Source organism: Streptomyces sp. CB02058 (assembly GCF_001905505.1).
Taxonomy (GTDB): Bacteria; Actinomycetota; Actinomycetes; order Streptomycetales; family Streptomycetaceae; genus Streptomyces.
This window is the reverse complement of record NZ_LIPG01000004.1, coordinates 462,585-488,848: the sequence shown is the minus strand read 5'-3', so window position 1 is coordinate 488,848 and position 26,264 is coordinate 462,585. Positions and strand designations below refer to the sequence as shown.

General features: G+C 71.5%; 24 protein-coding genes and 1 pseudogene. 13 read left to right on the top strand and 12 right to left on the bottom strand.

From position 1 onward, the window contains the following. Nucleotides 1-39: 39 nt before the first annotated feature. Entirely contained in the window at nucleotides 40-675 is a 636-nt protein-coding gene (locus AMK10_RS36675) for a DUF4232 domain-containing protein (protein WP_079180830.1), read from the bottom strand. Between the two features lie 146 nt (nucleotides 676-821). On the opposite strand from AMK10_RS36675, the gene AMK10_RS22760 reads away from it, so the two are divergent. Both AMK10_RS22760 and manD read left to right on the top strand, forming a co-directional pair. After that, complete coding sequence (locus AMK10_RS22760) at nucleotides 822-1,439, top strand: NUDIX hydrolase (RefSeq protein WP_079180829.1); 618 nt, start codon at nucleotides 822-824, stop codon at nucleotides 1,437-1,439. A 40-nt stretch (nucleotides 1,440-1,479) separates the two neighbouring features. After that, the gene (gene manD, locus AMK10_RS22755) at nucleotides 1,480-2,694 is read left to right on the top strand and encodes a D-mannonate dehydratase ManD (RefSeq protein ID WP_073749748.1); all 1,215 of its coding nucleotides are present in this window, start codon (nucleotides 1,480-1,482) and stop codon (nucleotides 2,692-2,694) included. A gap of 7 nt (nucleotides 2,695-2,701) precedes the next feature. On the opposite strand, the gene AMK10_RS22750 is transcribed toward manD, so the two are convergent. From AMK10_RS22750 to AMK10_RS22740, 3 genes and pseudogenes are all read right to left on the bottom strand, one after another. Beyond that, nucleotides 2,702-3,493, bottom strand: coding sequence for a DeoR/GlpR family DNA-binding transcription regulator (locus AMK10_RS22750; protein WP_073749747.1), 792 nt, complete (start codon nucleotides 3,491-3,493; stop codon nucleotides 2,702-2,704). A gap of 86 nt (nucleotides 3,494-3,579) precedes the next feature. Further along, complete coding sequence (locus AMK10_RS22745; RefSeq protein WP_073749746.1) at nucleotides 3,580-4,938, bottom strand: GntT/GntP/DsdX family permease; 1,359 nt, start codon at nucleotides 4,936-4,938, stop codon at nucleotides 3,580-3,582. Further along, a pseudogene (locus tag AMK10_RS22740) lies at nucleotides 4,938-6,348 on the bottom strand (homoserine dehydrogenase). The gene AMK10_RS22745 and the pseudogene AMK10_RS22740 overlap by 1 nt, the downstream one beginning before the upstream one ends. A 195-nt stretch (nucleotides 6,349-6,543) precedes the next feature. Here AMK10_RS22740 and otnK point away from each other — a divergent pair. The 4 genes from otnK to AMK10_RS22720 all read left to right on the top strand — a co-directional run bounded on the left by otnK (nucleotide 6,544) and on the right by AMK10_RS22720 (nucleotide 10,885). Then, nucleotides 6,544-7,827, top strand: a complete 1,284-nt coding sequence (gene otnK, locus AMK10_RS22735) for a 3-oxo-tetronate kinase (protein WP_073749744.1) — start codon at nucleotides 6,544-6,546, stop codon at nucleotides 7,825-7,827. Further along, nucleotides 7,824-8,465 carry a class II aldolase/adducin family protein gene (locus tag AMK10_RS22730; protein WP_073749743.1) on the top strand — a complete coding sequence of 214 codons (642 nt, stop codon included), beginning with the start codon at nucleotides 7,824-7,826 and terminating at the stop codon, nucleotides 8,463-8,465. Before otnK ends, AMK10_RS22730 begins: the two co-directional genes overlap by 4 nt. Nucleotides 8,466-8,553: 88 nt before the next feature. Further along, nucleotides 8,554-9,120: a PadR family transcriptional regulator gene (locus AMK10_RS22725; RefSeq protein WP_073749742.1), complete on the top strand. Its 567-nt coding sequence runs from the start codon at nucleotides 8,554-8,556 to the stop codon at nucleotides 9,118-9,120. A gap of 46 nt (nucleotides 9,121-9,166) precedes the next feature. After that, on the top strand, nucleotides 9,167-10,885 hold the full coding sequence (locus AMK10_RS22720) for an acyl-CoA dehydrogenase family protein (RefSeq protein WP_073749741.1): 1,719 nt from the start codon (nucleotides 9,167-9,169) through the stop codon (nucleotides 10,883-10,885). A 25-nt stretch (nucleotides 10,886-10,910) separates the two neighbouring features. On the opposite strand, the gene AMK10_RS22715 is transcribed toward AMK10_RS22720, so the two are convergent. The 3 genes from AMK10_RS22715 to AMK10_RS22705 all read right to left on the bottom strand — a co-directional run bounded on the left by AMK10_RS22715 (nucleotide 10,911) and on the right by AMK10_RS22705 (nucleotide 14,221). Continuing rightward, on the bottom strand, nucleotides 10,911-11,873 hold the full coding sequence (locus tag AMK10_RS22715) for a 2-hydroxyacid dehydrogenase (RefSeq protein WP_073750159.1): 963 nt from the start codon (nucleotides 11,871-11,873) through the stop codon (nucleotides 10,911-10,913). 16 nt (nucleotides 11,874-11,889) lie between these two features. Then, on the bottom strand, nucleotides 11,890-13,164 hold the full coding sequence (locus AMK10_RS22710) for a glucarate dehydratase family protein (protein WP_073749740.1): 1,275 nt from the start codon (nucleotides 13,162-13,164) through the stop codon (nucleotides 11,890-11,892). A gap of 70 nt (nucleotides 13,165-13,234) precedes the next feature. Next, a complete protein-coding gene (locus AMK10_RS22705) occupies nucleotides 13,235-14,221 on the bottom strand; it encodes a 2-hydroxyacid dehydrogenase (RefSeq protein ID WP_073749739.1) in 987 nt (328 codons plus the stop codon). Between the two features lie 237 nt (nucleotides 14,222-14,458). Between AMK10_RS22705 and AMK10_RS22700 the strand changes: the two genes are divergently transcribed. The 6 genes from AMK10_RS22700 to AMK10_RS22675 are packed head-to-tail and all read left to right on the top strand — an operon-like array spanning nucleotide 14,459 to nucleotide 20,721. Beyond that, nucleotides 14,459-16,051, top strand: a complete 1,593-nt coding sequence (locus AMK10_RS22700; protein ID WP_079180826.1) for an ABC transporter substrate-binding protein — start codon at nucleotides 14,459-14,461, stop codon at nucleotides 16,049-16,051. Nucleotide 16,052: 1 nt separating this feature from the next. Further along, a complete protein-coding gene (locus AMK10_RS22695; protein ID WP_073749738.1) occupies nucleotides 16,053-16,982 on the top strand; it encodes an ABC transporter permease in 930 nt (309 codons plus the stop codon). Between the two features lie 14 nt (nucleotides 16,983-16,996). Further along, nucleotides 16,997-17,956 carry an ABC transporter permease gene (locus AMK10_RS22690; RefSeq protein ID WP_073749737.1) on the top strand — a complete coding sequence of 320 codons (960 nt, stop codon included), beginning with the start codon at nucleotides 16,997-16,999 and terminating at the stop codon, nucleotides 17,954-17,956. After that, the gene (locus AMK10_RS22685; RefSeq protein WP_073749736.1) at nucleotides 17,953-18,966 is read left to right on the top strand and encodes an ABC transporter ATP-binding protein; all 1,014 of its coding nucleotides are present in this window, start codon (nucleotides 17,953-17,955) and stop codon (nucleotides 18,964-18,966) included. Before AMK10_RS22690 ends, AMK10_RS22685 begins: the two co-directional genes overlap by 4 nt. Beyond that, nucleotides 18,959-20,008 carry an ABC transporter ATP-binding protein gene (locus AMK10_RS22680; RefSeq protein WP_382567143.1) on the top strand — a complete coding sequence of 350 codons (1,050 nt, stop codon included), beginning with the start codon at nucleotides 18,959-18,961 and terminating at the stop codon, nucleotides 20,006-20,008. Before AMK10_RS22685 ends, AMK10_RS22680 begins: the two co-directional genes overlap by 8 nt. Beyond that, entirely contained in the window at nucleotides 19,999-20,721 is a 723-nt protein-coding gene (locus AMK10_RS22675; RefSeq protein ID WP_107428479.1) for a sulfite exporter TauE/SafE family protein, read from the top strand. Before AMK10_RS22680 ends, AMK10_RS22675 begins: the two co-directional genes overlap by 10 nt. Nucleotides 20,722-20,750: 29 nt before the next feature. Here the strand turns inward: AMK10_RS22675 and AMK10_RS22670 are convergent, their stop codons facing one another. Next, nucleotides 20,751-21,050 carry a DUF5133 domain-containing protein gene (locus AMK10_RS22670; RefSeq protein ID WP_079180864.1) on the bottom strand — a complete coding sequence of 100 codons (300 nt, stop codon included), beginning with the start codon at nucleotides 21,048-21,050 and terminating at the stop codon, nucleotides 20,751-20,753. 200 nt (nucleotides 21,051-21,250) lie between these two features. On the opposite strand from AMK10_RS22670, the gene AMK10_RS22665 reads away from it, so the two are divergent. Next, nucleotides 21,251-21,922 carry a DUF998 domain-containing protein gene (locus AMK10_RS22665; protein ID WP_073749735.1) on the top strand — a complete coding sequence of 224 codons (672 nt, stop codon included), beginning with the start codon at nucleotides 21,251-21,253 and terminating at the stop codon, nucleotides 21,920-21,922. Between the two features lie 86 nt (nucleotides 21,923-22,008). Here AMK10_RS22665 and AMK10_RS22660 read toward each other — a convergent pair whose 3' ends face one another. From AMK10_RS22660 to AMK10_RS22645, 4 genes are all read right to left on the bottom strand, one after another. Beyond that, nucleotides 22,009-22,824 (bottom strand): SAM-dependent methyltransferase, encoded by an 816-nt coding sequence (locus AMK10_RS22660; protein ID WP_073749734.1) that lies wholly within the window; start codon nucleotides 22,822-22,824, stop codon nucleotides 22,009-22,011. Nucleotides 22,825-23,005: 181 nt separating this feature from the next. Then, nucleotides 23,006-23,995 (bottom strand): polysaccharide deacetylase family protein, encoded by a 990-nt coding sequence (locus tag AMK10_RS22655; RefSeq protein WP_073749733.1) that lies wholly within the window; start codon nucleotides 23,993-23,995, stop codon nucleotides 23,006-23,008. Between the two features lie 95 nt (nucleotides 23,996-24,090). Next, nucleotides 24,091-25,008, bottom strand: coding sequence for a glycoside hydrolase family 11 protein (locus AMK10_RS22650; protein WP_158070903.1), 918 nt, complete (start codon nucleotides 25,006-25,008; stop codon nucleotides 24,091-24,093). A gap of 568 nt (nucleotides 25,009-25,576) precedes the next feature. Next, nucleotides 25,577-26,254 carry a potassium-transporting ATPase subunit C gene (locus AMK10_RS22645; RefSeq protein ID WP_073749731.1) on the bottom strand — a complete coding sequence of 226 codons (678 nt, stop codon included), beginning with the start codon at nucleotides 26,252-26,254 and terminating at the stop codon, nucleotides 25,577-25,579. Nucleotides 26,255-26,264 lie beyond the last annotated feature (10 nt).

The window sequence follows — 26,264 nt, the reverse complement described above, 5'->3', positions numbered from 1 at the left end:
CCGGACGATGTGTCCAGGATGTGTGCAAGCGGCGAGCTCCTACTTGCCCGAACCGACCGGGTCCACCGTGATGCGCCGGGCCGAGCCCGTGTCCGCCGGAACGCTGACGGAGAGGGGCATGGTGTGCGAGTGGGTCTCGTCCGGCGGAGTCACGACCGCCGAGGTGAAGGTGGTGCCCGAACCGCCGCCGAGATTCGGCGGGAAGCGCAGGGAGAAGCGGGTGTCCTGACCGGGCGCCAGGATGACCGTCGGGGCCTTCCGGTCGCTGCGCACGGCGCTCACCGTGCCGTCCTCGCCCTTGAGGTCCAGGCCGGGGAATCCGCGCATCGAACAGGCACTGGGCCCGGTGTTCTCGAGGTGGATCAGTATCTCGCCCTCCGCCATGCCGCCGGAACTGCTGAAGGACAGGTGGGAGGTCAGGCAGAGGCCGCCCGCACCGGAGGAGGGCTCCCGCGCCGGTGCCGATGCCGTCGTGTCGCCGCCGCTGTCCGCACCCGGGCTCGCGGATCCCGGTGTGGATGGGGAGGCGGCGGAGGGTGAGGGCGGGGAGGCGGGTGCTTCGGCGGCGGCGTTGTCGCTGCCGCCCCGGCCGTCGCCGCCCTCGCCGTCGCACGCGGCGAGCGAGAGGGCCGCCGCGACGGCGACGACCGCTGCGGATGTCCTGTGAAGACGCATGAGCTCCCCCGGGGTGAGTCATCGGCTGTTCCGCACGGGCATGTACATGTCTAATACGGGCTCGTTCCCCTCCGGTGCGCTCCCATGCGCACCGAAGGCGGGCGGGTTCCCCGTTTGCCGTCCCGTACGCAGGACATGATCCGCTCGTGACGGAGAGTCGTGAAGCGCTGGAGTGGACGCCGAAGAGCGAGCGTCCCGGATTCGCCGGCCATCTGAGGGTGCGGTGCCGGACGTATGTTCAGCCCGACGGCAAGGACTCGGACTGGGACATCCTGGAGGGCTCGCCCACGGTCGCCGTCGTCGCGTTCACGGAGGACGGCGAGGGCATCCTCGTACGCCAGTACAGACCGGGACCCGGCAAGGTGCTGGCGGAACTGCCCGGTGGCGGGATCGAGCCGGGTGAGGACGTGCTGCACGCGGCGGTGCGGGAGCTCCTGGAGGAGACCGGATTCCGCGCGGGCACCGCCGAGGTCGTCATGCGGACGTACCTCGCGTCCTACGCGACCCACGTGCGGTACGGAGTGCTGGCCAGGGACTGCCGCAAGGTCGCCGAACCCACCCCGGACGCCGAGGAGTTCGTCGAGCCGGTCACCCTGGCGCGGGACGCGTACGTGGCCCACATCCTCGGCGGCGAGTACACGGACACCGACATGGGGCTCGCGGGCCTCCTCGCCGCCGGGCTGCTCCGCACGACGGACCGAGACACCCTCGCGCGCGGTGCTCCCCGCCGTGGTGCGAGGGTTGACCCGGGTGCAGAGGGCTGAGCCGGTCCGCCCCGCCCACCGCATCGGAGAGTGCACCAGCATGAAGATCGTCGACGCTACGGTGGTCGTCACCAGCCCCGGACGCAACTTCGTCACGCTGAAGCTGACGACGGACGAGGGCCTCACCGGCCTGGGCGACGCCACGCTCAACGGCAGGGAGATGGCCGTCGTCGGCTACCTCACCGACCACGTCGTCCCGCTGCTCACCGGTCTCGATCCGCACCGGATCGAGGACACCTGGCAGTTCCTCTACCGCGGGGCCTACTGGAGGCGCGGACCGGTGACGATGGCCGCGCTCGCCGCCGTCGACGTCGCCCTGTGGGACATCAAGGCCAAGGCCGCGGGGATGCCGCTCTACCAGCTCCTCGGAGGCGCGAGCCGTGAGCGCGTCCGCGCCTACGGGCACGCCAACGGCGCGGACATCCCGGAGCTGCTCGACTCGGTGCGGGCACGGCTCGCCGAGGGCTATCAGGCGGTACGCGTCCAGTCGGGCGTCCCCGGCCTGAAGGCCGTGTACGGGGTGCACACCACGGACGACGACGGCGCACCCGTAGCGCACCAGCAGGCCAGGCCGCTGGTCGAGGACTGGGACACCGACGCCTACCTGCGCCATGTCCCCGCCGTCTTCGAGGCGGTGCGCGCGGAGTTCGGCGCCGAACTGCCGCTGCTCCACGACGCGCACCACCGCCTCACACCGGCCCAGGCGGCACGGCTCGGCAAGGACCTGGAGCCGTACAGGCCGTTCTGGCTGGAGGACTGCACACCCGCCGAGAACCAGGAGGCCTTCCGCCTGGTGCGCCGCCACACCACCACTCCGCTGGCCGTGGGGGAGGTCTTCAACACCGTTCAGGACTACCAGACCCTGATCACGGAACAGCTGATCGACTACGTCAGGTCGGCCGTCACCCACTTCGGTGGCGTGACCCCGCTGCGGAAACTGTTCGACTTCGCCGCGCTGTACCAGATCAGGACGGCCGTGCACGGCCCCCAGGACATTTCCCCGGTGGGCATGGCGGCGGCCCTCCACCTCGACCTGGCCGTCCACAACTTCGGCATCCAGGAGTACGTGGGCCACCCGCCCCGGACCGAGGAGGTCTTCCGGCACGCCTACACCTTCACCGACGGGCACCTGCACCCCGGCGAGGCGCCCGGTATCGGGGTGGAGCTCGACGAGCGGGCGGCGGCCGCGCACCCGTACGAGGCCGCCTACCTGCCCGTCAACCGGCTCCAGGACGGCACGGTCCACGACTGGTGAGCGCTGCTCAGGCGGATGCCGGCCGCAGATCGGCGCCGCCCGCGCGCAGACCCTCGGCCGCCGCCTCCGCCAGGGAGCCGTCCGTCACGATGGTGTCGAACGCGCTGAGCGGGGCCACCCGGAACTTGCCGAACGTCCCGTACTTCGACGACCCGGCGACCAGCACGCTCGACCCCGTGCACTCCATCGCCGCCTGCTTGACCTCCACCTTCGCCGCCGACGGGGTGGTCACCCCGCGCAACAGGTCCCAGGAGCTGGTGCTGATGAAGGCGATGTCGAGCGCCAGCTGACGCAGGGTGGTGGCCGCGAGCCGGCCCACGCTCGACCTGTTGGACGGGTCCACCTGGCCGCCGATGTGTATGACGTCGAGGTGGGGCGACGCCATCAGCCGGTCCACGGTCGTGAAGTCGTTGGTGACGACCGTCAGCGACTCGTGGCGCGCGAGCAGCGGCACCATGGCCAGCAGCGTCGTGCCCGCGTCGAGATAGACCGTCATGCCCTCCCGGACGAGCCCGGCCGCCTCCGCGGCCATGGCCTGCTTCTCGGGCTGCTCCAGCAGTGCCTTGGCCTGGAAGCTGGGCTCGCTCTGGAGGTGGCTGGCGATCCGCGCGCCGCCGGGCACGGAGAACACCAGCCCCTGCCGCTCCAGTTCGGCGATGTCGCGGCGGACGGTCATGTGGGAGACGCCGAAGAGCTGGGTGATCTGCTGCACGCTCAGAACTCCGTCGCGGCGCAGATGCTTCAACAGGAGCTCGCGCCGTTGATCGGGGATCAGGGGCAACTGCTCTTCGTCGGCCACTGCTTCTTACCTTTCCTCACGCGGCCACCGCGGCCGCTGCTCGATTGTGCCGTCCCCGCGGGCGCGGCCCCAACAGGGCGCGGCGCTCAGGCCCCGACGAACGTGCTGAGCAGGAGCACTCCGCCGAGGCTGAGCAGCGACTGCAGCGACAGCATCAGCGTCCAGGTGCGGAACGTCTGGGCCACGGACAGCTGGTAGTACTCCTTGAACAGCCAGAACCCGGAGTCGTTGACATGCGACAGCATGACCGCGCCCGACGAGGTGGCCAGCACCAGCAGTTCGGGTGAGAGCCCCGGGTAGGCGCCGATGAGCGGGGCGACGATTCCGGTCGCGGCGGCGGTGGCCACCGTCGCCGAGCCGAGGCAGACGCGCAGCAGCGCGGCGACCAGCCAGGCCAGCAGCAGCGGGGGGATCGACCAGCCCACCGCGTAGTCCGAGATCAGCTTGTCGATGCCGGTCGCGGTGAGCATCGCCTTGAGGCCGCCGCCGGCGCCGAGGATGAGCACGATGCCGCCGACCGGGCCGAGGCCCTTGCCCGCCATCTTCTGGAGCTGGCCGAGCCCGAAGCCCGAACGCATGCCCAGGGCGAAGAAGGCGAAGATCACGGCGGCCAGCAGCGAGATGACCGAGGAGTCGCACGCCTCGAAGAACGCGTAGGGCAGCGAGCCCTCCGCGGTGTTCGAGGTGCCGACGGTGCCTATGAGCATCAGGACGGGCGGCAGCAGCACGGTGATCAGGGCCAGCACGAACGAGGCCGGCCGCTTGCGGTTCTCGGGCTCGGGACCCGTCTCGGGCACCGGGCCGTTGTCCAGGTCGGGGGCCGGACCGAACCAGCGGGAGGCCACCTTGGTCAGCAGTGGCCCGCTGACCACGGCGATCGGGATGCCGATGATCAGCCCGTAGAGGATGGTCAGCCCGGTGTTCGCCCCGTACGCCGAGACCGCGAGGGTGGGGGAGGGGTGCGGGGGCAGCAGGCCGTGCGAGATGTAGAGACCGGCGGCGAGCGGCAGCCCCACGTACAGCAGATGGGTCCCGGTGCGCTTGGCGACGGCGTACACGAGCGGTACGAGCATCACGAAGCTGACGTCGAAGAGGTGCGGCATCCCGATGAGCAGGGCGGCGGCCGTGATGGCCGTCGGTATCCACTTGACCGGCCGGGCGCCGATGAAGGCGGTGGCGATCCGGTCGGCACCGCCGGAGCCCAGCAGGATGCCGCCGAGGATGGTGCCCAGCCCGATGGTCGGCCCGGTGCTCTTCAGCGCGTCGCCGAAGCCGTCCTGGAAGTGCTCGACGGTGGCGCCCGGGCCGATGCCCGCGGTGAGCCCCAGCCCGAGCGCGGACAGCGCCAGGGCGAGGAAGGGGTGCAGTTTGGCCTTGGTGATCAGCAGGATCAGGACGACGACCGCGGCGGCGCCCAGCAGCAGGTTCTGGAGATCGTCGCTCATCATCGGCTCGCGTGGGGGACGGGGGACCCGGTGGCGCGGGAGGCGCGGCCGGCGGTCCAGGCGTGCAGCAGGTCCGGGTCGGTGCCGGCGAGGTCCCCGAGCGTGATCAGCTCGCCCGCGCGGACGTCACGCGCGAGCGTGGTGTGCGCGGCGAGGTACAGCGGCGCGGTGTCGGCGGGGGCGTCCTCGTCGCGCAGCAGGACCGCCTGGACGCCGGTGACGTCGTGGTGGTGGCCGCCCATGTCCAGCACGGTTCCGGCGGGCAGGTCCTGACGTGCGCGCCCTCCGAGCATCGCGTGGGCACGGGGCTCGGTGCCGCCCGAGGGGCGGCCGTGGAGGACGGCGGACAGCAGCGAGACGGGCGTCTCGACGCCCATCAGGTGGTACGGCAGATAGATCGCCGCGTAGCGGCCGTCCCCGCTGACGACGTGGCCCTTGCCGCGCAGGGTCTCCCACGTCACCGGGTCACCGGTCCGTACGACGACGAAGACACCGCCGGCGAACGATGCCTCGTCCGGCAGCCGCAGGGCGCTGAACACGTCGACCGCGCCCGCGCGGTGCAGCAGCCCGCCGTCCTCGCGCAGCGCGTAGACGTCGGCGAGCTCGGCGATGCGGGCGACCGGGTAGTGCAGGCGCTCGACGTCCGGCCGGAAGCCGGTGTTCGTCGCGACCACCGCCATCTCGCAGTAGTCGGCGGTTGCCCCGGTGGGCAGGGCGGCCACGGCCGCGGCCCGGGCGGCGAGCGTGGAGCGCACATCGGAGCCGAGGCTCAGCAGTCCGGCCAGCCCGGGGGCCGGGACCGTGGTGTCCAGCTGGGTCACCGACCCCGTGGCGGGGTCGAACACGAGGTCGTACTCGCTGGACTTGCCGATCGCCACGATGTCCAGGCCGAGCAGCTCGGCCCAGGTCACGAGGGCGATGAGGTTGGCGGGCTGGTCGCCGTCGGCGGTGGTGTAGACGACGCCGTGCTCGCGGGCGAGGTCGGCCAGGTGCAGCCCGGCCACGGAGTCGACCTCCTTGCTGACCATCGCGACGTGACGGCCGCCGGTCAGTGCCGCGCGGGCCATCGCGTATCCGTCGGCGGGGCTCCCGGTCGCCTCGACGAGGATGTCCCAGGGGGCGGCGGACAGCAGCGCGCCGTCCGCGACCAGCGCCACGGCCCCCGCCTCGACGGCCCGCGACACCTCGCCGGCGTCCGCGCAGACGCTCAGGCTCTCCGCCGCGTAGCCGAGCTCCACGAGCATCCCGCGCAGCCGCTCCACGTCACGGTCGCAGAGGACCGCGGGGGCCAGGCGCCCGATGCGCGGGGTCTGGGCGAGCAGGGTCCGGGCGAAGCCGCCGCCGGCTCCGGACAGTGCGTAGCGCACGGTCCGGTCGCCGGTTTCCGGCGAACAGATGATGCAGATTCATGGGCTCTCCTAGACGGGCACAAGCTCGGTTCAACGGCTCCGACGGCGCGGGCTCGGCAACGGCACGAGCACCCCAGGGGAGCGTGTTAACAAGAAGTATCAGCAGATCTCGCCTGCGTAAAGTCTGTTAACATTTTTTCACATCGAGGCTGCCGGGGAACGTCACCCGGCACCGCCCCCAACGCAAGGAGGTCCGATGCCGTCCCTCGGGGCCATCGCCGACGACTTCACCGGAGCAACCGATCTCGCCACCATGCTCGTCGCCCGGGGCCACCGGACCGTGGTGACCGTCGGCCCGGACGCCATGGACGGCGGGACGGGAGAGCCGGCGGTGCGTGACGCGGACGCGGTGGTGGTGGCCCTCAAGTCGCGCACCGCGCCCGTCGGGGAGGCGGTCGCCGCCTCCCTCGCGGCCCTGCGCGCCCTGCGCGGGGCCGGCTGCGAGCGCTTCTACTTCAAGTACTGCTCCACCTTCGACTCCACCCCGCGCGGCAACATCGGCCCGGTGGCCGACGCGCTTCTCGCGGAGCTGGGGGAGCGCCGCACAGTCGTCGTCCCCTCCTTCCCCGCCACCGGACGAACCGTCTACAAGGGCCGCCTCTTCGTCCACGAGGACCTTCTCGAAGAGAGCCCCATGCGGCACCACCCGCTCACCCCGATGCACGACTCCCACTTGGGCCGGCTGCTCGCCCCGCAGACCGGGCACCCCGTACGGCTCATCGGGCTCGACACCGTGCGCGCGGGCAGCGACGCGCTGCGGGCGGCCCTCGACGCCCCGGACCTCGCGGACGCGCTCGTCGTCGTGGACGCGGTGAGCGACGAGGACCTCGCGACCGTCTCCGCCGCCACCTCGCATCTCACCCTCGTCACCGGGGCCGCGGGCCTCGCCGTCGGACTCACCGGCCCGCACGCCGATGCTGCCCGTGCCATTCCCGCCTCCCGCCCCGGCGACCCGGGCGCCGTCCTCTCCGGGAGCGCCTCCTCCGCCACCCGCGCCCAGGTCGCCCACGCACGGGCCCGCCTTCCGCACCGCAAGCTCGATCCGGCCGCCCTGCGCGCCGACTTCGCCGGTACGGTCGCCGGCCTGGTGGGTTTCGCGCGCCGCGCCTGGGACGACGACCCGGCGAAGCCGCCCCTGATCTACGCCGTCGACGACCTCGCGGACCTGGAGCAGCCGGCTCCGCACGGAGGCCCCGCGACCTCGGAACTCGTCGAGCGGGCCCTCGCCGCCTGCGCCACCGACCTGGTCGCGGCGGGCCTCCGGCGGCTCCTCGTGGCCGGGGGTGAGACCAGCGGAGCCGTGGTCACCGCACTCGGAGTCCGCACCCTGTCCATCGGCTCGCCGATCGCCCCGGGCGTCACCTGGTCCCGCGCCGACTGCCGGGCGGGCGGGCGGGAGCACACCGTCGATCTCGCCCTGAAGTCCGGCAACTTCGGCGGGACGGACATCTTCACCGAGTCCTGGAGCGCGCTGGCATGAGCGACCCCCGCAACGAACTCGCCGCCGCGGGGGCCCGGCTGGCGGCGCTCGGGCTCAGCCCCGGCTCCTCGGGAAACCTCAGCGTCCGGTCCGGCGACCGGATCCTCATCACACCCACCGGCGCCGACCTCGCCCACGTCGACCCCGGAGGGCTCAGCGTCCTCGCGCTGGACGGCACCCACCTCGACGGACCGCGCCCGTCGAAGGAGTTCCCCCTGCACCGCGCCTTCTACCGGCGGGACGCCGGCACCCGGGCCGTCGTCCACCTCCACTCGCGGCAGGCCACCGCCGTCTCGTGCCTCCCGCCGTGGTCGCGGCGGAGCGCCGTGCCCCCGCTCACCCCGTACTTCGTGATGCGGGTCGGGCAGACCCCGCTCCTCCCCTACGCCCCGCCCGGTGACGCGGACCAGGCGGAGGAGCTGGCGCGGCTGCCCTTCCCGCTCCGCGCCGCCCTCCTCCAGAACCACGGCCCCGTCCTGGCCGGCACCACGATGGCCCGTGCCGTCGACGCGGCCGTCGAGCTGGAGGAGGTGTCCGCCCTGCTCCTCGCCCTCGGCGAGCGTTCCCCGCGGCTGCTCACGCCCGGGGAGGCGGCCGGGCTCGCGGAGACCTACGGCTCGCCGTGGGGTGATTGCTGAGGTCCCGTCGTGGCGGCGGCCGGGTGAGGCGTGTCTCACCCGGCCGTCGCCGCTTGCTATGCAACCAGTTGCATAGAACGATCGGGGTATGGCGCTCGAACACGCGATCCTCGTCTCCCTGCTGGAGCAGCCGGGCTCCGGCTACGAGCTGGCCCGGAGGTTCGAGCGGTCCATCGGGTACTTCTGGACCGCCACGCACCAGCAGATCTACCGCGTGCTCAAGCGCATGGAGAGCGACGGCCTGCTGGACGTGCGGGACGTCCCGCAGGAACGCAGGCCGGACAAGAAGGAGTACTCCGTCGCCGGCCCGGGCCGTGCCGCGCTCTCCCTCTGGCTGCACGAGCCGATCGAACCCGAGAGCCTGCGCCACGATCTCGCCGTGAAGATCCGCGGCGCGGCCTTCGACGACCCGGGCGCGCTGGTCCGCGAGGTCGAGCGGCACCACCAGGTGCACAGCGAACGGCTCGCCCACTACCTCGCCGGGGAACTGCGTGACTTCACCGGCCCCGAGGCCCCCGTACCGCTCGACGCCGGCCAGGAGCTCCAGCACGTCGTGCTGCGCGGCGGCATCGCGTACGAGCGGATGACCGTCGCCTGGCTCGACGACGTACTCGCCACGCTCGACCGGCTCGGCGGCGCACGCCCGCGCGCCTGAACCACCCGCACCCTCCCACCCGTACCCCTTCGGAAGGCGGACCACCATGGCCGACCCGCTGCTGTTCAACCCGCGTGCCTACGACCCGGCGCACTTCGACCCCGAGACGCGCAGGCTGCTCCGCGCCACCGTCGACTGGTTCGAGGCGCGCGGCAAGCGCCGGCTCATCGAGGACTACCGGTCCCGCGCCTGGCTGGGCGACTTCCTCGACTTCGCCGCGAAGGAAGGCCTGTTCGCCACCTTCCTCACCCCCGCGTCCGCCGCCGAGGGCGAGGACCAGCGCTGGGACACCGCCCGGATCGCCGCGCTCAACGAGATCTTCGGGTTCTACGGACTCGACTACTGGTACGCCTGGCAGGTGACCATCCTGGGTCTCGGCCCGGTCTGGCAGAGCGACAACGAGGCCGCGCGGAGCCGCGCGGCCCGGCTGCTCGCCGAGGGAGAGGTGTTCGCCTTCGGCCTGTCGGAGAAGGCGCACGGCGCCGACATCTACTCCACCGACATGCTCCTGGAGCCGGACGGCGACGGCGGCTTCCGTGCCACCGGCTCCAAGTACTACATAGGCAACGGCAACGCCGCCGGCCTCGTCTCCGTCTTCGGCCGCCGCACCGACGTCGAAGGCCCCGACGGCTACGTCTTCTTCGCGGCCGACAGCCGCCACCCGGACTACCACCTGGTGAAGAACGTCGTCGACTCCTCCAAGTACGTCAGCGAGTTCCGCCTCGACGGCTACCCGGTCGGCCCCGACGACGTCCTGCACACCGGCCGCGCCGCCTTCGACGCCGCCCTCAACACCGTCAACGTGGGCAAGTTCAACCTCTGCACCGCCTCGATCGGCATCTGCGAGCACGCGATGTACGAGGCCGTCACCCACGCCCACAACCGCATCCTCTACGGCCGTCCCGTCACCGCCTTCCCGCACGTGCGCCGTGAGCTGGCCGACGCCTACGTCCGGCTCGTCGGCATGAAGCTGTTCAGCGACCGCGCCGTCGACTACTTCCGCTCCGCCGGGCCCGACGACCGCCGGTACCTCCTGTTCAACCCGATGACGAAGATGAAGGTGACCACGGAGGGCGAGAAGGTCGTCGACCTGATGTGGGACGTCGTCGCGGCCAAGGGCTTCGAGAAGGACACCTACTTCGCCCAGGCCGCCGTGGAGATCCGGGGCCTGCCCAAGCTGGAGGGCACGGTCCACGTCAACCTCGCCCTCATCCTGAAGTTCATGCGCAACCACCTGCTGGACCCCGCGGGATACGAGCCCGTGGAGACCCGTCTGGACGCGGCGGACGACGCGTTCCTCTTCCGGCAGGGCCCGGCCCGCGGCCTCGGCTCCGTACGCTTCCACGACTGGCGCCCCGCCTACGACGCGTACGCCTCGGTGCCCAACGTCGCCCGCTTCCGGGAACAGGCGGACGCGCTCTGCGACTTCGTGTCCCGCATCGCGCCCGACGAGCGGCAGAGCCGGGACCTCGACTTCCTGCTCTCCGTCGGGCAGCTCTTCGCCCTGGTCGTCCACGGCCAGCTGATCCTGGAGCAGGCCCGGCTGACCGGTCTGGACGAGGACGTGCTCGACGAGTTGTTCTCCGTACTCGTCCGCGACTTCTCCGCGAACGCCGTCGAACTGCACGGCAAGGACTCCGCCACCGATGCGCAGCAGGACTGGGCCATCGCGGCGGTACGCCGTCCGGTCGTCGACGAGGCGCGCGCGGCCCGGGTCTGGGAGCGGGTCGAGGCGCTGTCGGGGGCGTACGAGATGAACGCGTAGCCCGGCCGGGGCTCTCCGTGCCGGCTCAGGGGCCGCGCACCACGTTCACCAGCGGTTCGCCGCGCAGCAGACGGCCGATGTTGCCGGCGATCTCCGCCGCACGGGCGGCGAAGGTGTCCGCGGTGTGGCCCGAGTTGTGGGGGGTCATGAGCACGTTGGACAGCTCGTGGAAGGGCAGCCGGCTCGGCGGGTCCGGCGGCCCCGACCACCACACGTCCAGGGCGGCGCCGCCGATGGTGCCGGAGCGGAGTGCCTCGTAGAGCGCCTCCTCCTGGACCACCGGGCCCCGGGCCACGTTCACCAGCAGCGACCCCGGCCCCATCGCCTTCAGCTCGTCGGGGCCGATCAGCCCGCGGGTGGCGGGGCCCAGGGGGACCGTCACCACCACGATGTCGGACTCGGCGAGGAGTTCGGGAAGCCGGTCGTCGCCACCGACCCAGTCCGGCCGCAGGCCGGTGGGGACCGGTGCGGTGGGGTCGCGCCGCACGGCGCGCACCCCGAGCCCGACCGCCTGGCAGAGCCGGGCGACCTCCGTGCCGGTCTCGCCGAATCCGATGATCCCGACCCGGCGGCCGCGCAGCGTCGACCCGAAGGGAAGTCCGGGGTCGACGGCGACGTTGCTCCAGCGCCCGTCGCGCAGCGCCCGGTCCGCCGTCAGCACGTCGCGGGAGAGCATCAGCGCGGACATCAGCACGTGCTCGGCGATGGAGGGTCCGTGGTGGTGGGTCGTCGCGACGGTCACCCCGGGGGCGAGCGCGTCGAACGGAATGCCGTCGTAGCCCGCGCCGACGACGTGCACGAGCCGCAGCCGTGCGGCCCGCCGGGCGTCCTCGGCCCCGAGCTTCGATCCGATGTACACCTCGACGTCGGGCAGGGCGCCGGAGATCCGGCCGGGGTCCCAGTCCCAGGCGTCCAGCCAGTCGTGCGTGCCCTCCGTGGCCGCCTTGAGCGGTTCGTGGAACCGGCTCAGGATGCGGTGACCGATCATGATGCGCACGACAGGGTCACCACCTGGGGGTCTTGGCCGAGAACGACGGGTCGAAACGCTGCATGTAGCCGGTGTCGTCGCGGTCGCGCAGTCCGCAGTCCAGGTACTGCCGGTGGAGCCGCGCGAGCGCCTCGCGGTCGAGCTCCACACCCAGGCCGGGGGCCGTCGGTACGGCGACGCCGCCCTCGCTGAACCGCAGCGGCGCGGTGTCCACCACGTCCTCGTCCTCCCGCTTCCAGGGCCAGTGCGTGTCGCAGGCGTACGTCAGGCGCGGGGTGGCCGCCGCCAGATGGGTCATCGCCGCGAGGCTGATGCCCAGGTGCGAGTTGGAGTGCATCGACATGCCGAGCCCGAAGGTCTCGCAGATCGCGGAGAGCTGGCCGCACCGCCGGAGCCCGCCCCAGAAGTGGTGGTCGGACAGGACGATGCCCACGGCTCCCTGTGCCACCGCCGGGGCCAGGTCGTCGAAGGAGACGACGCACATGTTGGTCGCCAGCGGGGTCGGTGTCCGCGCGGCCACGGACGCCATGCCCTCGATGCCGTCGGTCGGGTCCTCCAGATACTGCAGGACACCGTCCAGCTCGCGGGCGACGCGCAGGGAAGTCTCCGTGCTCCACGCGGCGTTGGGGTCGAGGCGCAGCGGATGGTCCGGGAACGCCTTCTTCAGCGCCCTGATCGCGGCCATCTCCTCGTCCGGCGGGAAGACGCCTCCCTTGAGCTTGATGGAGGAGAAGCCGTACACATCGATCATGCGGCGGGCCTGTTCGACCAGGCCCGCCGGGTCGAGGGCCGCGCCCCACTCGTCGTCGTCCTGCCCGGGGTGCCCGGCCCACTTGTAGAAGAGGTAGGCGCTGTAGGGCACCGAAGGACGGACGGCTCCGCCCAGCAGATCGGAGACGGGCCGGCCGACGAGCTTGCCCTGGACGTCCAGGCACGCGACGTCGAACGGCGACATGATCCGGTCCACGGTGCTGCTGCCGGTGACCATCCCCGACATGCCGTCGCCGCCCGCGGTGTCGGCTCCCAGTGCCCGCGTGGTGCGGGCGGTCAGATCGTTCAGGCTCCAGACGTCCATGCCGGTGAGCCCGGTGGCGGCGCGGCGCAGCCGCTCCAGGTGCACCGCGCCGCCGTAGGTCTCGCCGATGCCGCTGATCCCGCTCTCCGTGGTGATCTCCACGACGGTGCGCAGCGCGTACGGCTCGTGCACGCCGACGGTGTTCAGCAGGGGAGGGTCCCGGAAGGCCACGGGGGTCACGGTGACATCGGCGATGCGTTCGGAGGTGCGTGCCATGCAGGCCATCCTCAGGTGCTCGGCGTTCTCATGTGTAGACAGTATTTGTATGTGTGGATTCACTTCGGCGTCAATGGGACGAGGGAGAGGCTTCCGGTACCGGGGTCAGCAGGACTCCCTCGGTCATGAACCGCCGCACGTTGCGCAGGGCCAGATCGCCCATGGCCGCACGGGTCTCCCGGGTGGCGCTGGCGATGTGCGGGAGCAGGACCACCCGGTCCGACTCCAGCAGGGCCGGCGGGACGTGCGGTTCGTCGGTGAACACGTCGAGTGCCGCACCCGCGATCCGTCCCGTCCGCACCGCCGCGACCAGGGCGGGCTCGTCGACGACGCTGCCCCGCGCGACGTTGACCAGGAAGCCCTCGGGTCCGAGCGCGTCCAGCACCGCCGCGGAGACCAGCCCTTCGGTGCCCCGCCCGCCCGCGACGGTGACGACGAGCGCGTCGCACGCCTCCGCCAGGGCCTCGGCGGTGGGCAGATACCGGTAGCCGGTGCCGGGGACCGGTGTGCGCGTGCAGTAGGAGATCTCCGCGCCGAAGCCCTCGAGCCGCCGGGCGACGGCCCGGCCGATGCGGCCGAGGCCCAGGACCCCCACCCGCTTCCCGCTCATCCGGGTGGCGAGCGGGAAGGGGGCGGTGGCCCAGCCCCCGGCGCGTACGTACCGGTCGGCGGCCGACATCCGCCGCATCACGTCGATGAGGGCGCCCACCGCGAGATCGGCGACGCAATCGGTGAGCACGTCAGGGGTGTTGCTCACGTCGATGCCCCGCGCCCGGGCCCGGACCACGTCCGTCGTCTCGTATCCGACACCGAAATGGACGATGGCCCCCAGTCGTGGCAGCGCGTCCATCAAAGCGTTGTCCACCCCCGCCCGGGCGCTCGTCACCGCCGCCACCACGTCCTTGCCGTGGTCGCGCACGTAGGCCGCGGGGTCCGGCAGTTCCGTCAGCCGCACCGTGTGGAACCCGGAGGCCAGCGACTCCTCCAGGGCGGGGAGCAGGGGGGAGACCTGGAGGACGGTGTCCGGGGTGCTCGCGGGGGTCGATGAGCTCTGCAAGGTGGTGCTCCAGTCTTCGTCGAATGTTCCGGGAATGTGAGACGCCCGGCGGCGTCCGCTCCCCGTCCGGTGCGGGAGTCCGACCTTCCGCATGTCTTGACGCTGCTCCGGCGCCGGATTAGCTTCGCGTTCACGGATACGGACGGAGTGCGTAACTGTAGACAGCTTGTGGTGGTCGCCCTCATACCCCAGACCTCGGAACGCGACACATCAGCGATTCCCCGGAGACATGTGACGATGAAGTCCTTCGTTCCCCCCGCCCAGCGCGCCGCACCCAGGAAGCCCCGCAAGCTGACAGCGACACTGCTGGCGGGCGCCGTGCTGATGTCCAGCGGATGCGCCGTGGCGAACAGCGCCGCCGGCGAGACCGGCCGGGCCGACGGCAGCACCCTGCGGGTGGTGCTCACCCAGGAACCGCCCACCCTGGAACCCTGCGAGGCATCACTGACCGGCACCGGCGTGGTCGTCCGGTCCAACATCACCGAACCCCTGGTCGAACGAGATCCCACGTCCGGCGAGTTGAACCCCCTGCTCGCGACCGGCTGGAAGCGGACCGGGGACCGCACCTGGACCTTCGGCATCCGTTCCGGGGTGACCTTCCAGAACGGCGCGCCCTTCACCGCCGAGGACGCCGCCTTCTCCATCGACCGGGCGGTCAACTCCGACCTCGCCTGCAATGTCGAGGGCTATGTCTTCGGCAACGACGATCTCGAGGTGGAAGCGGTGAACGACGACGAACTGACCGTCACCACCGAGAAACCCGACCCCATCCTCCCGCTGCGCCTGAGCTTCGTGGAGATCGTGCCGCGCACGACCGACGCGGACGCCAAGGTGCGCATCCCGGTCGGCACCGGCCCCTACGCGGTGCGCTCCTGGCAGCCCGGAGCGGCGATCTCCCTCAGCCGCTTCGGCGACTACTGGGGCGAGGAACCGCCCTTCGCCCGGGCCCGGTACGTCTGGCGCAGCGATGCCAGTGTCCGCGCCGCCATGATCGACAAGCGTGAGGCGGAGATCGCCGTGGCGCTGGACCCGATGGAGGCGGAGAAGGACACGACGGCCGCCTACCCCAACAACGAGACGACCGCCCTGCGGCTGGACGGCCGCGAGGCACCGCTCGACGACCTGAGGGTACGCCGGGCCATCGACCTGGCCGTGGACCGCCAGGGCATCATCGACGCCCTGCTCGGCGGTCTGGCCGAACCGGCCGGCCAGCTGGTCCCGCCCGGAGTGGTGGGGCACAGCGACGCGATCGAACCCACCCGGCAGGACGTGGCGAAGGCCCGCGCCCTGGTCGAGGAGGCCTCGGCCGACGGCGTGCCCACCGGCAGGCAGATCACCCTGGTCGCCCGCAACGGCATGTTCTCGGGGGTGTCGGAGACCGCGGAGGCGCTCCAGTACCAGATGGAGCGGATCGGGCTGAACGTACGGGTGCGCATGGCCGACACCGCCACCCATCTCCAGTACCAGCTCCGCCCGCTGCCCGAGGACGTCGGCCCCATCGCCCTGCTGATCATGCACGGCAACCAGGCGGGCGACGCGGACTTCACCACCAGTCAGTACCTGCTGAGCGACGGCCCCCAGTCCACCTTCGGCACGAAGGCCCTCGACCGGCGCATCGCGGAGGCGGCCGGCCTCTCCGGGGAGAAGCGGCAGAAGGCCTACGCGGGACTGCTCGCGCAGCAGAACGCATCCGTCGTCCAGTACACCCACATCGCCCATATGAGCGGACTGCTGGGCCTGTCGCCGTCGATCCGGTACGAGCCGAACTCCGCCACCGGGGACGAACTGCGGCTGGCCGAGGTCGGCCCGGCCGAGGGGGCGAAGCACTGACATGATCACGTTTCTGCGCAAGCGCGTACTCTCCAGTGCCGTCCCCCTGGTCTGCGTCGTCCTCGGCGTGTTCCTCCTGGCCCGGATGACCGGCAACCCCGTCGACCTCTACCTCCCGCTGAGCGCCACGGCCGAGCAGCGCGCGGAGTTCTCCGCCGCGCAGGGCTTCGACCTCTCGATCCCGGCGCAGTTGTGGAACTACCTCGTCGACGCCGTGCGATTCGACTTCGGCACGTCGCTGCGGACCGGACAGTCCGCCGGCTCCATGGTGATCGACGCCTTCCCCGTCACCCTGCAACTCGCCGGTGTGACCATGCTGCTGGCGATCACCGGAGCGCTGGTGGTCGGCAGCCTCGCCGCGTACCGGCCCAACTCCCTGATCGACAGGATCGCCAGCCTGCTGTCCATGACGGCCGCGAGCATCCCCGACTTCTGGTTCGCCATCATGGGCGTGCTGGTCCTCGGGGTGAGCCTCGGGGTGCTGCCGACCTCGGGCACGATCGGGGGCCCCGAGATCTGGGTGCTGCCCATCGCGACCCTGCTGATCCGTCCCTTCGGCGTGCTGGTGCAGGTGGTCCGCGGCAGCATGGTCACCGCGCTCTCCGCGCCCTATGTGAAGGTCGCCCGGAGCAAGGGCGCCTCGCCCCGGCGGGTGGTCTTCGGCCACGCCCTGCGCAACGCCGTCACACCGGTGCTGACCGTGGCGGGCGACCTGACGGTGGGTCTGGTCAACGGCGCGGTGATCGTCGAGACGATCTTCGGCTGGCCGGGCATCGGCAAGCTGATGATCGACTCCATCCTCCAGCGCGACTTCGCGGTCCTCCAGGCGGCCGTCCTCATGACCGCCGTGACGATCTTCGCGCTGAACATCCTCGTCGACGTCTGCCACGCGCTGACCGACCCCCGAGTGCGTCAGGCGGTTCCGGCATGAGCGAAGGAAGCACCATGACCCGAGACGGCGCCCCCACCGCGGACGAGGACGCGCCCGCCCGCACGGTGCGGCCGAGCCGCTGGCGGATGCTCGGCCGGGACCGGGCCGCGGCCGTCGGCGCGGTGATCCTCGCCGTGGTCGCCCTCCTGGCCCTCTTCGGCGGGCTGTTCATCGGCGACCGCGCGCAGCGGCAGGACCTCGGCGCCTCCCTGCGGCCACCGTCCCTGGACGACGGGGTGTACGGGCTCCTCGGCACCGACGTCCTGGGGCGCAGCATGGTGGCCCGGCTGATCGAGGCGGCCGCCACGACGCTCTCCGTGGCGGTCCCGGCCGTGCTCTGCTCGCTGGTGATCGGTTCGGCGCTGGGCCTGTGGGCCGGCTACCACGGTGGCCGCCGCGAGAGCGTGGCCATGCGGATCGCCGACGTGATCCTCAGCTTCCCCTCGCTCCTGATCGCGGTGGTCGTGCTGTACGTCTTCTCGCCCAGCGCGCTGAACCTCGTGCTGATCCTGGCCGTGACGCGTGTCCCGGTGTATCTGCGGACCGCCCGCGCGGAGGCCGCTGAGCTGCGGAGCCGGCTGTTCGTCGACGCGGCCCGGACCTTCGGCACGGCCGGCCGGATGATCATCTACCGGCACATCCTGCCGGTCGCCCTGCCCACCCTGCTGACGGTCGCCACCCTCGACTTCTGCTTCGTGATGCTCACCGAGTCGTCGCTGAGCTTCCTGGGCATCGGGATCCAGCCGCCGGACGTGAGCTGGGGCCTGATGGTCGCCCAGGGGCGGCAGTACCTCCAGACCTCGTGGTGGATCACCGTGCTGCCGGGGCTGGCCATCGTGCTGACCACGGTGTCCGCCACGGTCCTCGCCGCCTGGGCCCGTATCGCCACCGATCCCGCGCAGCGCTGGCGCCTGACGCTGCCCAAGAAGCGCCGGACCGCCTCGGCCCCCGTACCTCCGGAGATGATCCCGTGACGACCACCACCCGTCCTTCCCCGTCCGGCACGGACACCCCGGCGCTCGCCGTCGAGGGACTCCGCGTGGACCTGGCCACGCCCACCGGGACGGTGCGCGCCGTCGACGGTGTCAGCTTCAGCGTCCGTCACGGACGCACCCTGGCCATCCTCGGCGAGTCCGGCTGCGGCAAGTCGATGACCGCCCTGTCCGTCGTCGGGCTGCTGGACCCCGCGGCCTCGGTGACCGGCGGCGCCGTCCGGGTCAGGGGCGAGGACACCCTCCGCATGAGTCCGGCACAGCGCCGCAAGCTGGCCGGTCCCGTCCTGTCGATCGTCTTCCAGGACGCCCTGACCGCCCTCAACCCGGTGCAGCCGGTCGGCAGACAGATCGGTGAACCCTTCCGCATCCATCACGGACTCTCCCGGCGCCAGGCCCACGAGAAGGCCGTCGAGCTGATGACGCGGGTGGGCATACCCGAACCGAGGCAGCGGGCCCGGTCCTACCCCCACCAGTTCTCCGGCGGCATGCGCCAGCGGCTGCTGATCGCGATGGCCGTGGCGCTCGCCCCCGACGTGCTCATCGCCGACGAACCGACCACCGCCCTCGACGTGACCGTGCAGGCGCAGATCATGCGGCTGCTGCGGGACCTCCAGGACGAGCGGGACATGGCCGTCGTGCTGATCACCCACGACCTGGCCGTGGTCGCCCAGCGCGCCGACGACGTGGTCGTGATGTACGCGGGCACGGTCGTGGAGAACGGACCGGTGCACGAGGTCTTCTCCGCTCCCCGCCACCCCTACACCCGTGGGCTCCTCGACTCCGTACCGGAGGACAGCGTGCGCGGGCGCCCGCTGCCCGCCGTCCCGGGCAGCCCGCCCGAGCTGAGCGCGGTGCCGTCCGGCTGCGTCTTCCAGGCCCGTTGCCCGTCGGTGCGGGAGCGCTGTGTCCAGGAACGGCCGTCGCTGCGTGCCGCGGGCGACGGCCGTTCGGCCGCCTGTCACTTCTCCGAGGAGCTCGCACGTGTCTGAGTCCCGTGCCATCACCGCCACGCCAGGGCCGGACGCGGCAGGTCTTCTGCAGAACCCCCCGCTGCTGGAGGTCCGGGGAGTCACCAAGACCTTCGGCAGCGCCCGGAGCCGGCTGACCGCTCTGGACGGTGTGGACATCCAGGTCGGCCGGGGGCAGACACTCGGGCTCGTCGGCGAGTCGGGCTGCGGAAAATCCACCCTGGCCCGGGTGCTGCTCGGACTGGAGCGCCCGGACACGGGCACCGTGCGGTTCGACGGGACCGACCCCTTCGCCCTGCGCGGCAAGGAACTGCTGGCCTGGCGCCGCCGCGTCCAGATGGTCTTCCAGGACCCGTTCGCCTCGCTCAACGCGCGCATGTCGGCCGCCGACCTGATCGGCGAGCCCTGGAGGACCCACCGCGACGTCGTACCGGGTGCCAGGGCCCGGGAGAAGCGGATCCTTGAACTGCTGTCCCTGGTGGGGCTCCGGGACAGCGACGCCCACCGCTTCCCCGCCGAGTTCTCCGGGGGGCAGCGCCAGCGCATCGGTATCGCACGCGCGCTGGCCCTCGACCCCGACCTCATCGTCTGCGACGAGCCCGTCTCCGCCCTCGACCTGTCGGTGCAGGCCCAGGTCCTGAACGTCCTCTCGGAGCTGCGCACCCGCCTCGGCGTCACCTATGTGTTCATCTCCCACGACCTCTCCGTGGTGCGCTACATCTCCGACCGGGTCACCGTGATGTACCTCGGCAAGGTCATCGAACAGGGGGACACGGAAAGCGTCTTCGAACGTCCCCAGCACCCGTACACCGCGGCACTGATGTCGGCGGCCCCGTCCCTGAGGCCCGCCCGCGACGCCCGACAGGAGATCCAGCTGAAGGGGGAGATCCCCTCACCCTTCGACATCCCCTCCGGATGCCGCTTCCGCACCCGCTGCCCGCGTGCCGAGGACCGGTGCGCGGTCCAGGAGCCACCGGTCGTCGTCAGGGAGACGGAGCATCCGGCCGAACCGCACACGGCACTGTGCCACTTCCCCCTGGAGGAAGGCGCCGCGTGGGCGTGAACGGTCCGGAGTTCGCCCTGCTCTGCGTCACCGTGGGGATCGGCGCGCTGCTCCAGGTCTCCATCGGCTTCGGCCTCGGCATGATCGCCGCACCGGTCTTCGCGCTCGTGGACCCGGAGCTGGCACCGGTCGCCGTCCTGCTGCTCGCCGGAGGGGTGACGGCCTCGGTGCTCGTACGGGAACGCGGCCGAGCAGATCTGCGCGGCTGCGGATGGGCCCTCGCCGGGCGGATACCGGGGGTGCTCGCGGGCACGCTTCTCGTCGTCGCCCTCCCCTCCCGGTACCTCGCCCTGCTCATCGCCGCGGTGGTCCTCGCCGGGGTCGCGGTGAGCATGGCCGGCTTCGTCCCGAGGCAGCGGCGGTCCGCCGTGGTCCTGGCCGGCATGGCCTCAGGAGTGATGGGCACGGCGACGTCCATCGGCGGTCCGCCCATGGCGATGGTGTGGCAGCGCCTGCGCGGTCCGGAACTGCGCGCCACGATGAGCGCGTTCTTCCTCGTGGGCTCCCTCATGAGCCTGGCCGCGCTGACCGCCGCCGGGACGGTCGGGGCGCATGCCCTGTGGGGCGCCCTGCTGCTCACCCCCGCCGCCGTCGCCGGGGTGCTCCTCTCCCGGCCGTTCACCCGCAGGCTCGACGTACGCCGCACCCGCACGGTCGCCACGGTGCTGGCGGTCGCGGGTGCGGCGGTGCTGGTGGCCCAGCAGTTCGTCTGACCGGCACGGCGCCTGTCGGTGACGGTCGGTCAGACGGTACGCAGGCGGGGTGCGGCTCCGTCAGCACCCGTGCCGGCACAGCGCTCTCCCGGCTGCTTGCCGACGGTCCGGCGGAGGGCGGGGGAGACCGCTGTCCGCATGCCGAGCATGGCGTCCGCGACGTCGAGGGCCTGCGGAACGGCCTGGGTGCCCGTCATCACGCACAGGGTGTAGGCGGCGTCCTCCGCCGCACGGGCGGTCGCGGCCGTGGAGCGGCGCGCGTCCTCGATACGGGCGTCGGCGTAGCGGGCCAGGGCCACTCGAAGGTCCTGAGGACCGGGTTTCAGCACAGCGGATTCCCCTCGTTCTGTTCGGATCCACGTCGGGTGCGGCGCGCCGGGACACGGGGCCGTCGTCCGGCCCGGCCGATCGGTGCGGTCACACGCCACTGTGTGACCAGGCGTCACGCGCCTACCCGCTCGCGGGCGGAGTACGCCCGCTCCTGCGTGTGCACCGTCGAACACCGGCCCGGGCGTTCTACCGTTCACCGATGCGGTCTGTCTCCTGGTGGGTCCTGTTCTCCTCGGTGTGTGCCCCGATCCTTCTCGTCGGCGGCTGGGCCGTCTCGGCGGAGCTCCAAGGGCCCGGTTACGATCCCGCGAGGGCCACGATCAGCATCCTCGCCGCCGACGGCGCCGACGGGTACTGGGTGATGACGTCCGCCCTGCTCGCCCTGGGAGCCTGCCACGTGGTCACCGCGTGCGGGCTGCGACCCGCCGCAGCGTTCGGACGGGTGGCGCTGGCCGGCGGCGGAGTCTCCGCGATGCTGCTGGCCCTGTTCCCGGCCCCGAGCAGTGGTGGCTCGTTCGCCCACGGCGTGGTCGTGGCCGTGGGCTTCTCGCTGCTCGCGGTGTGGCCGGTCCTCGCCGTGCGACGGGCCGCCTTCGTGCGCCGGAGCGCGCCGGCACGTGAACTGCCCGGCGGACCGCGTCCGGTGGACCCGCGCGCCGCGAGGACGGCGCCCTGGGGACTGCGGCCCGTGCCGTCCGTGGCGGCCGCCGCGCTGATGTGGATCGGGGGCGGCTGGTTCCTGCTCGCCCTGTTCTACCTCGACACGGCCGGGGCCGCCGAGCGCGTCATCACCTTCGCCCAGTCGTTGTGGCCGCTCGTCGTGGTCGTCTCGTGCTTCCGGCACGCCGACGACGAGGGACGGCTGGTGTGACCGTACGGCCGTGCGCGACCGGCCCGCCACCCGGTGGTGGGCCGGGGCGGCGGGCCGGTGGCACGGCGCTTCGTGCGGGTGGGCGGTTACGGCTTGCGGCCCACGGCCACGTATCCGGCGCTGACGATGTCGTCCTGGCCGGGAACGGGCTCACCGAGGCCGGGGTGCCAGGCCTCCGCCGCCACGATGCCGGGCTCGACGATGTCGAGCCGGTCGAAGAAGCGGGAGAACTGGTCGCGGGTGCGGGGCGCCAGGGTGAGCGTGTTGGCCTTGTACAGCTCGTCGACCTTGCGTGCCTCCTCGGGATGGAAGTCCGCGGTGAGGTGCGAGATCACCAGGTGGCTGCCCGGCGCCAGCACATCGGTCAGCCGGTCCACCAGCTCGTAGGCGCCGTCCTCGTCGCTCACGAAATGCAGCAGCGAGATCAGTGAGAGCGCGACGGGCTGGTCGAAGTCCAGCGTCTTCCCCGCGTGTTCGAGGATGGAGTCGACCTCCCTCGCGTCCGCCTGTACGTAGTCGATGGCACCCTCCGGCGTCCCCTTCAGCAGCGCTGCCGCGTGGGCCAGCACGATCGGGTCGTTGTCGCAGTAGACGACCCGGGTGGAGGGCGCCTCCTGCTGCGCCACCTGGTGGAGGTTGGGCTCGGTGGGTATGCCCGTGCCGATGTCGAGGAACTGCCGGATGCCCTGGCCGGTCAGCCAGCGGGTGGCCCGGTGCATGAACGCGCGGTTCACCTTCGCCATGACGGGGACGCCGGGTTCGACGAGGAGCATCTGCCTGCCCATCGCCTCGTCCACCGGATAGTTGTCCTTGCCGCCGAGGAACCAGTCGTACATCCGTGCGGGATGAGGTCTGCTGGTGTCGATGCGCAGGGCGGGGGCATCGTTCTCCGGTCGGGACATGGCGGACTCCTGGGTGTGCGCAACTGCGGATGATCAGCTTTCGAACAGAATAGGGAACCCGAGCGGTGAACGGGCCGGGGAGAGCCAACTCGCGGGCAGGAGACGGATAAAGTTTCGGTCCACCGGCCGGAAGCGGGGCGGCGTGTGGGGCCGCCGCCCCCGGGTGGTGGGTGGTGGTGGGTCAGCCGGCGGTGCAGGAGACGGTGGGCCAGGTCCAGTTGCCGTTGGCCTGGATGGTGGCGCCCCAGTTGTTGCCGTTGCCGTTGGGTTTGGCGGTGAGGACCTGGGAGCTGGGGTAGCTCGCGGTGGTGTTCCAGGTGGAGAGGACCTTGGCGGGGGAGGGGACGTTCATGGTGACGGTCCAGTTGCTGGAGCCGGTGACCGCGACGTTCAGGTTGTAGCGGTCGCTCCACTTCTGGCCGGCGGTCAGGGTGGCGGTGCAGCTCCCGGTGCCGCCCCCGCCGGTGCCGCCGCTGTCGGGCGCCACGGCGCGCCCGGTCTGCGGGGAGATCATGCCCGCGCAGAGTCCTCGGCTCGCCAGGCCCTGGGCGATGCGCGGGATCGCGGCGAGCGTGTTGGCCGGCCAGTCGTGCATGAGGATGACCTGGCCGTCGGTGAGCCGCGCGTTGGCCTGCACGATGGCGTCGGTGCTCGCGTTGTTCCAGTCCTGCGAGTCGACGTCCCAGATCACCTGCGTCAGACCGTACTTGGCGGCGACCGACTGCACCGTCGCGTTGGTCTCACCGTAGGGAGGGCGGAACAGCTTCGGCGTACCGCCCCCACCTGCGGCGACGGCCTGCTGGGTGCGCGAGATCTCGGAGTCGATCTGCGCCTGGCTCAGCTGGGTCAGATGCGGGTGGGTGTAGCTGTGGTTCGCGACCCACATCCCCGCGTCGACCTGGGCCTTGACCTGGGCCGGGTTGGCGGCGGCGTACTGGCCCTGGTTGAACATCGTGGCCCGCAGCCCGTTCTGCTTGAGGGCGTTGAGCAGCCCCGGGGTGCTGCCCGACGGGCCGTCGTCGAAGGTGAGGCCGACGTACCCGTTGCAGGCGGCGGCGGTGGCGGCGTGCGAGGGGGCGGTGTCGACGGCGACGGCGGCCGTCGCGGTCAGGGCGGCCACGGACAGTGCCGTGACCGCGGATCGTACGGACAGACGCGGGGTGGTCTGCATGGGGGTGGGTCCTCCTCGTCCAGGTGGGGCATCGGCGGGTCCGGAAGCGGGGCGGCGTGTGGGGCCGCCGCCCCCGGGTGGTGGGTGGTGGTGGGTCAGCCGGCGGTGCAGGAGACGGTGGGCCAGGTCCAGTTGCCGTTGGCCTGGATGGTGGCGCCCCAGTTGTTGCCGTTGCCGTTGGGTTTGGCGGTGAGGACCTGGGAGCTGGGGTAGCTCGCGGTGGTGTTCCAGGTGGAGAGGACCTTGGCGGGGGAGGGGACGTTCATGGTGACGGTCCAGTTGCTGGAGCCGGTGACCGCGACGTTCAGGTTGTAGCGGTCGCTCCACTTCTCGCCCGCCGTCACGGTGGCGGTGCAGCCTCCGCCGCCCCCTCCGCCGGTGCCGCCACCGCCGGAGGAACTGCCCACGGTGATATTGGAGTTGCCGCTGCTCTGGTAGCCCTCGGTGGCCATGATCATGTAGTTGAAGGTGCCCAGGTTCATTCCGTAGCGGGCCCACGCGTCGAAGTGGTTACCGGTGGTGATGGTGCCGCCGGTGCGCTTCGACTGCCGGACGCTCCAGAACTGCTTGAACGTCTTGGTGCCTTCGATGGACGGTGCGTTGACGCGCGTCGTCTCGTAGATGTCGTACGTGCCGCCGTCGCTGGTGACGGTGCCCTTGAACGTGCCGGTCGGGCGGTAGGTGCCCCAGTTGTCGACGATGTAGTACTCCACCAGCGGGTTCGTCGACCAGCCGTACAGCGTCAGATAGGCGTTGCCCGACGGGTTGAAGGTGCCCGAGTAGGTCACGCTCCTGCGGCCGCCGGTGCTCCAGCCCTTCCCGGCCACGAAGTTCCCGGTGTTGCTCCACGAGGTGCTGTAGCTGCCCGCGGACGCCAGGTTCATCGAGACCGAGCCGGGGCTGTCGGTCCAGAAGGAGTAGTAGTAGCCGTTGTCGGTGCCGGTCTGGTTGGAGTTCACGACCGTGTCGGCGTTGGCGGTGCCGGGCAGTGCCAGGACGGCCACGGTGGCCATCGCCAGGGCGAAGGCATTGCGGACGAACCGTCTGAACCTGCTGCTCGTACGGCTCGTCGACCGTGCGGGTGCGTCGTTCATGTGCGGCTTTCCTCCTCTTCCTCGTGGGGCCGGCCGGGTTCCGGGCGGCACGGGACGCCCTCCGCGGGGTGCCGGTGCGTGTGCGGCTGACGTCGGACCACGCGTCGTTCGGTGCGTCGGCGGTGCGTCGATCGAGCGGAACCCTGCCGGAGTGCCGGGCTCAAGTGGGCCCGGATCGACAGTGGTTGAGGTCTGTCGACGGCGAACAGTGTTGATCTGGCCCTGGCGGCTGTCAATGCTTTCGGCAGAGATTACGAAAGCGTCGATGTAGGGGCGAGCACAACGTCATTGCATTCCTGCAGTTCAGTAGAATGGTTGCTCGGTGTTGGCTCACTGAAATGCAAACGGGCGAGAGAATGTCGATCGGTTTGAGGGGCTAAGTAGTTCGAAAGTTTCGGTGTAATTTCGGTTCCGGATACGACGAACGACGGCCACCGCGCATCCCGATGCGCGGTGGCCGTCGTTCGTCGTGGACCCGTGCGGGCTGTCAGCCCTTGCCGAGGTCCTTGAGCGCGGTGTTGAGCTCCAGGACGTTGACCCGGGGCTCGCCCATGAAGCCGAGCATGCGGCCCTCGGTGTGCTCGGACACGAGATTCGCGACCTGCTCCACGGGAAGGCCGTTGCGCTGGGCGACGCGGTGGACCTGGAGCTCGGCGTAGGCCGGGGAGATGTCAGGGTCGAGGCCCGAGCCGGAGGAGGTGACGGCGTCAGCGGGCACGTCCTGCGGCCGGACCGTGTAGCCCGGGACGGAGTTGTCCGCCACGACGGCCGCCTTCGCGTCCGTGACCCACTCCACCAGCTCCGTGTTGTCCGCGGCCCGGTTGGTGGCGCCGGAGAGGATCAGCGAGTACTGGAGGTTGACGCTGTTGCTGCCCAGGCCGTTGGAGGGGCGCGGCTGGAACCACTTCAGATCCGGCCTCGCCGCCTCCTCCGGGTCGTCGGGGTTCTGCTTCGGCAGGTTGTAGGTCTGCCCGATCAGCGACGACCCGACGGTGCGCCCGCTCGCGTCGGTGATCTCGGAACCGTTGGCCTTGTCGTGGAAGAGCGCCTGCGCGACGCCCGTGACGGCGAGCGGGTAGAGGACGCCGCAGACGACGGTCAGGACGAGGAGGGCGCGCAGCCCCGCCCCCAGCAGCCGGGCGGTGTTCTTGAGTGAGGTGTTCATGGCTGATCAG

Bases quoted from the DNA above. Each gene is read 5' to 3' on its own strand.
- AMK10_RS36675 (WP_079180830.1), bottom strand. From the start codon at position 675: ATGCGTCTTCACAGGACATCCGCAGCGGTCGTCGCCGTCGCGGCGGCC.
- manD (WP_073749748.1), top strand. From the start codon at position 1,480: ATGAAGATCGTCGACGCTACGGTGGTCGTCACCAGCCCCGGACGCAAC.
- AMK10_RS22745 (WP_073749746.1), bottom strand. From the start codon at position 4,938: ATGAGCGACGATCTCCAGAACCTGCTGCTGGGCGCCGCCGCGGTCGTC.
- otnK (WP_073749744.1), top strand. From the start codon at position 6,544: ATGCCGTCCCTCGGGGCCATCGCCGACGACTTCACCGGAGCAACCGAT.
- AMK10_RS22730 (WP_073749743.1), top strand. From the start codon at position 7,824: ATGAGCGACCCCCGCAACGAACTCGCCGCCGCGGGGGCCCGGCTGGCG.
- AMK10_RS22725 (WP_073749742.1), top strand. From the start codon at position 8,554: ATGGCGCTCGAACACGCGATCCTCGTCTCCCTGCTGGAGCAGCCGGGC.
- AMK10_RS22720 (WP_073749741.1), top strand. From the start codon at position 9,167: ATGGCCGACCCGCTGCTGTTCAACCCGCGTGCCTACGACCCGGCGCAC.
- AMK10_RS22715 (WP_073750159.1), bottom strand. From the start codon at position 11,873: ATGATCGGTCACCGCATCCTGAGCCGGTTCCACGAACCGCTCAAGGCG.
- AMK10_RS22710 (WP_073749740.1), bottom strand. From the start codon at position 13,164: ATGGCACGCACCTCCGAACGCATCGCCGATGTCACCGTGACCCCCGTG.
- AMK10_RS22700 (WP_079180826.1), top strand. From the start codon at position 14,459: ATGAAGTCCTTCGTTCCCCCCGCCCAGCGCGCCGCACCCAGGAAGCCC.
- AMK10_RS22695 (WP_073749738.1), top strand. From the start codon at position 16,053: ATGATCACGTTTCTGCGCAAGCGCGTACTCTCCAGTGCCGTCCCCCTG.
- AMK10_RS22690 (WP_073749737.1), top strand. From the start codon at position 16,997: ATGACCCGAGACGGCGCCCCCACCGCGGACGAGGACGCGCCCGCCCGC.
- AMK10_RS22665 (WP_073749735.1), top strand. From the start codon at position 21,251: ATGCGGTCTGTCTCCTGGTGGGTCCTGTTCTCCTCGGTGTGTGCCCCG.
- AMK10_RS22660 (WP_073749734.1), bottom strand. From the start codon at position 22,824: ATGTCCCGACCGGAGAACGATGCCCCCGCCCTGCGCATCGACACCAGC.
- AMK10_RS22655 (WP_073749733.1), bottom strand. From the start codon at position 23,995: ATGCAGACCACCCCGCGTCTGTCCGTACGATCCGCGGTCACGGCACTG.
- AMK10_RS22650 (WP_158070903.1), bottom strand. From the start codon at position 25,008: ATGGCCACCGTGGCCGTCCTGGCACTGCCCGGCACCGCCAACGCCGAC.
- AMK10_RS22645 (WP_073749731.1), bottom strand. From the start codon at position 26,254: ATGAACACCTCACTCAAGAACACCGCCCGGCTGCTGGGGGCGGGGCTG.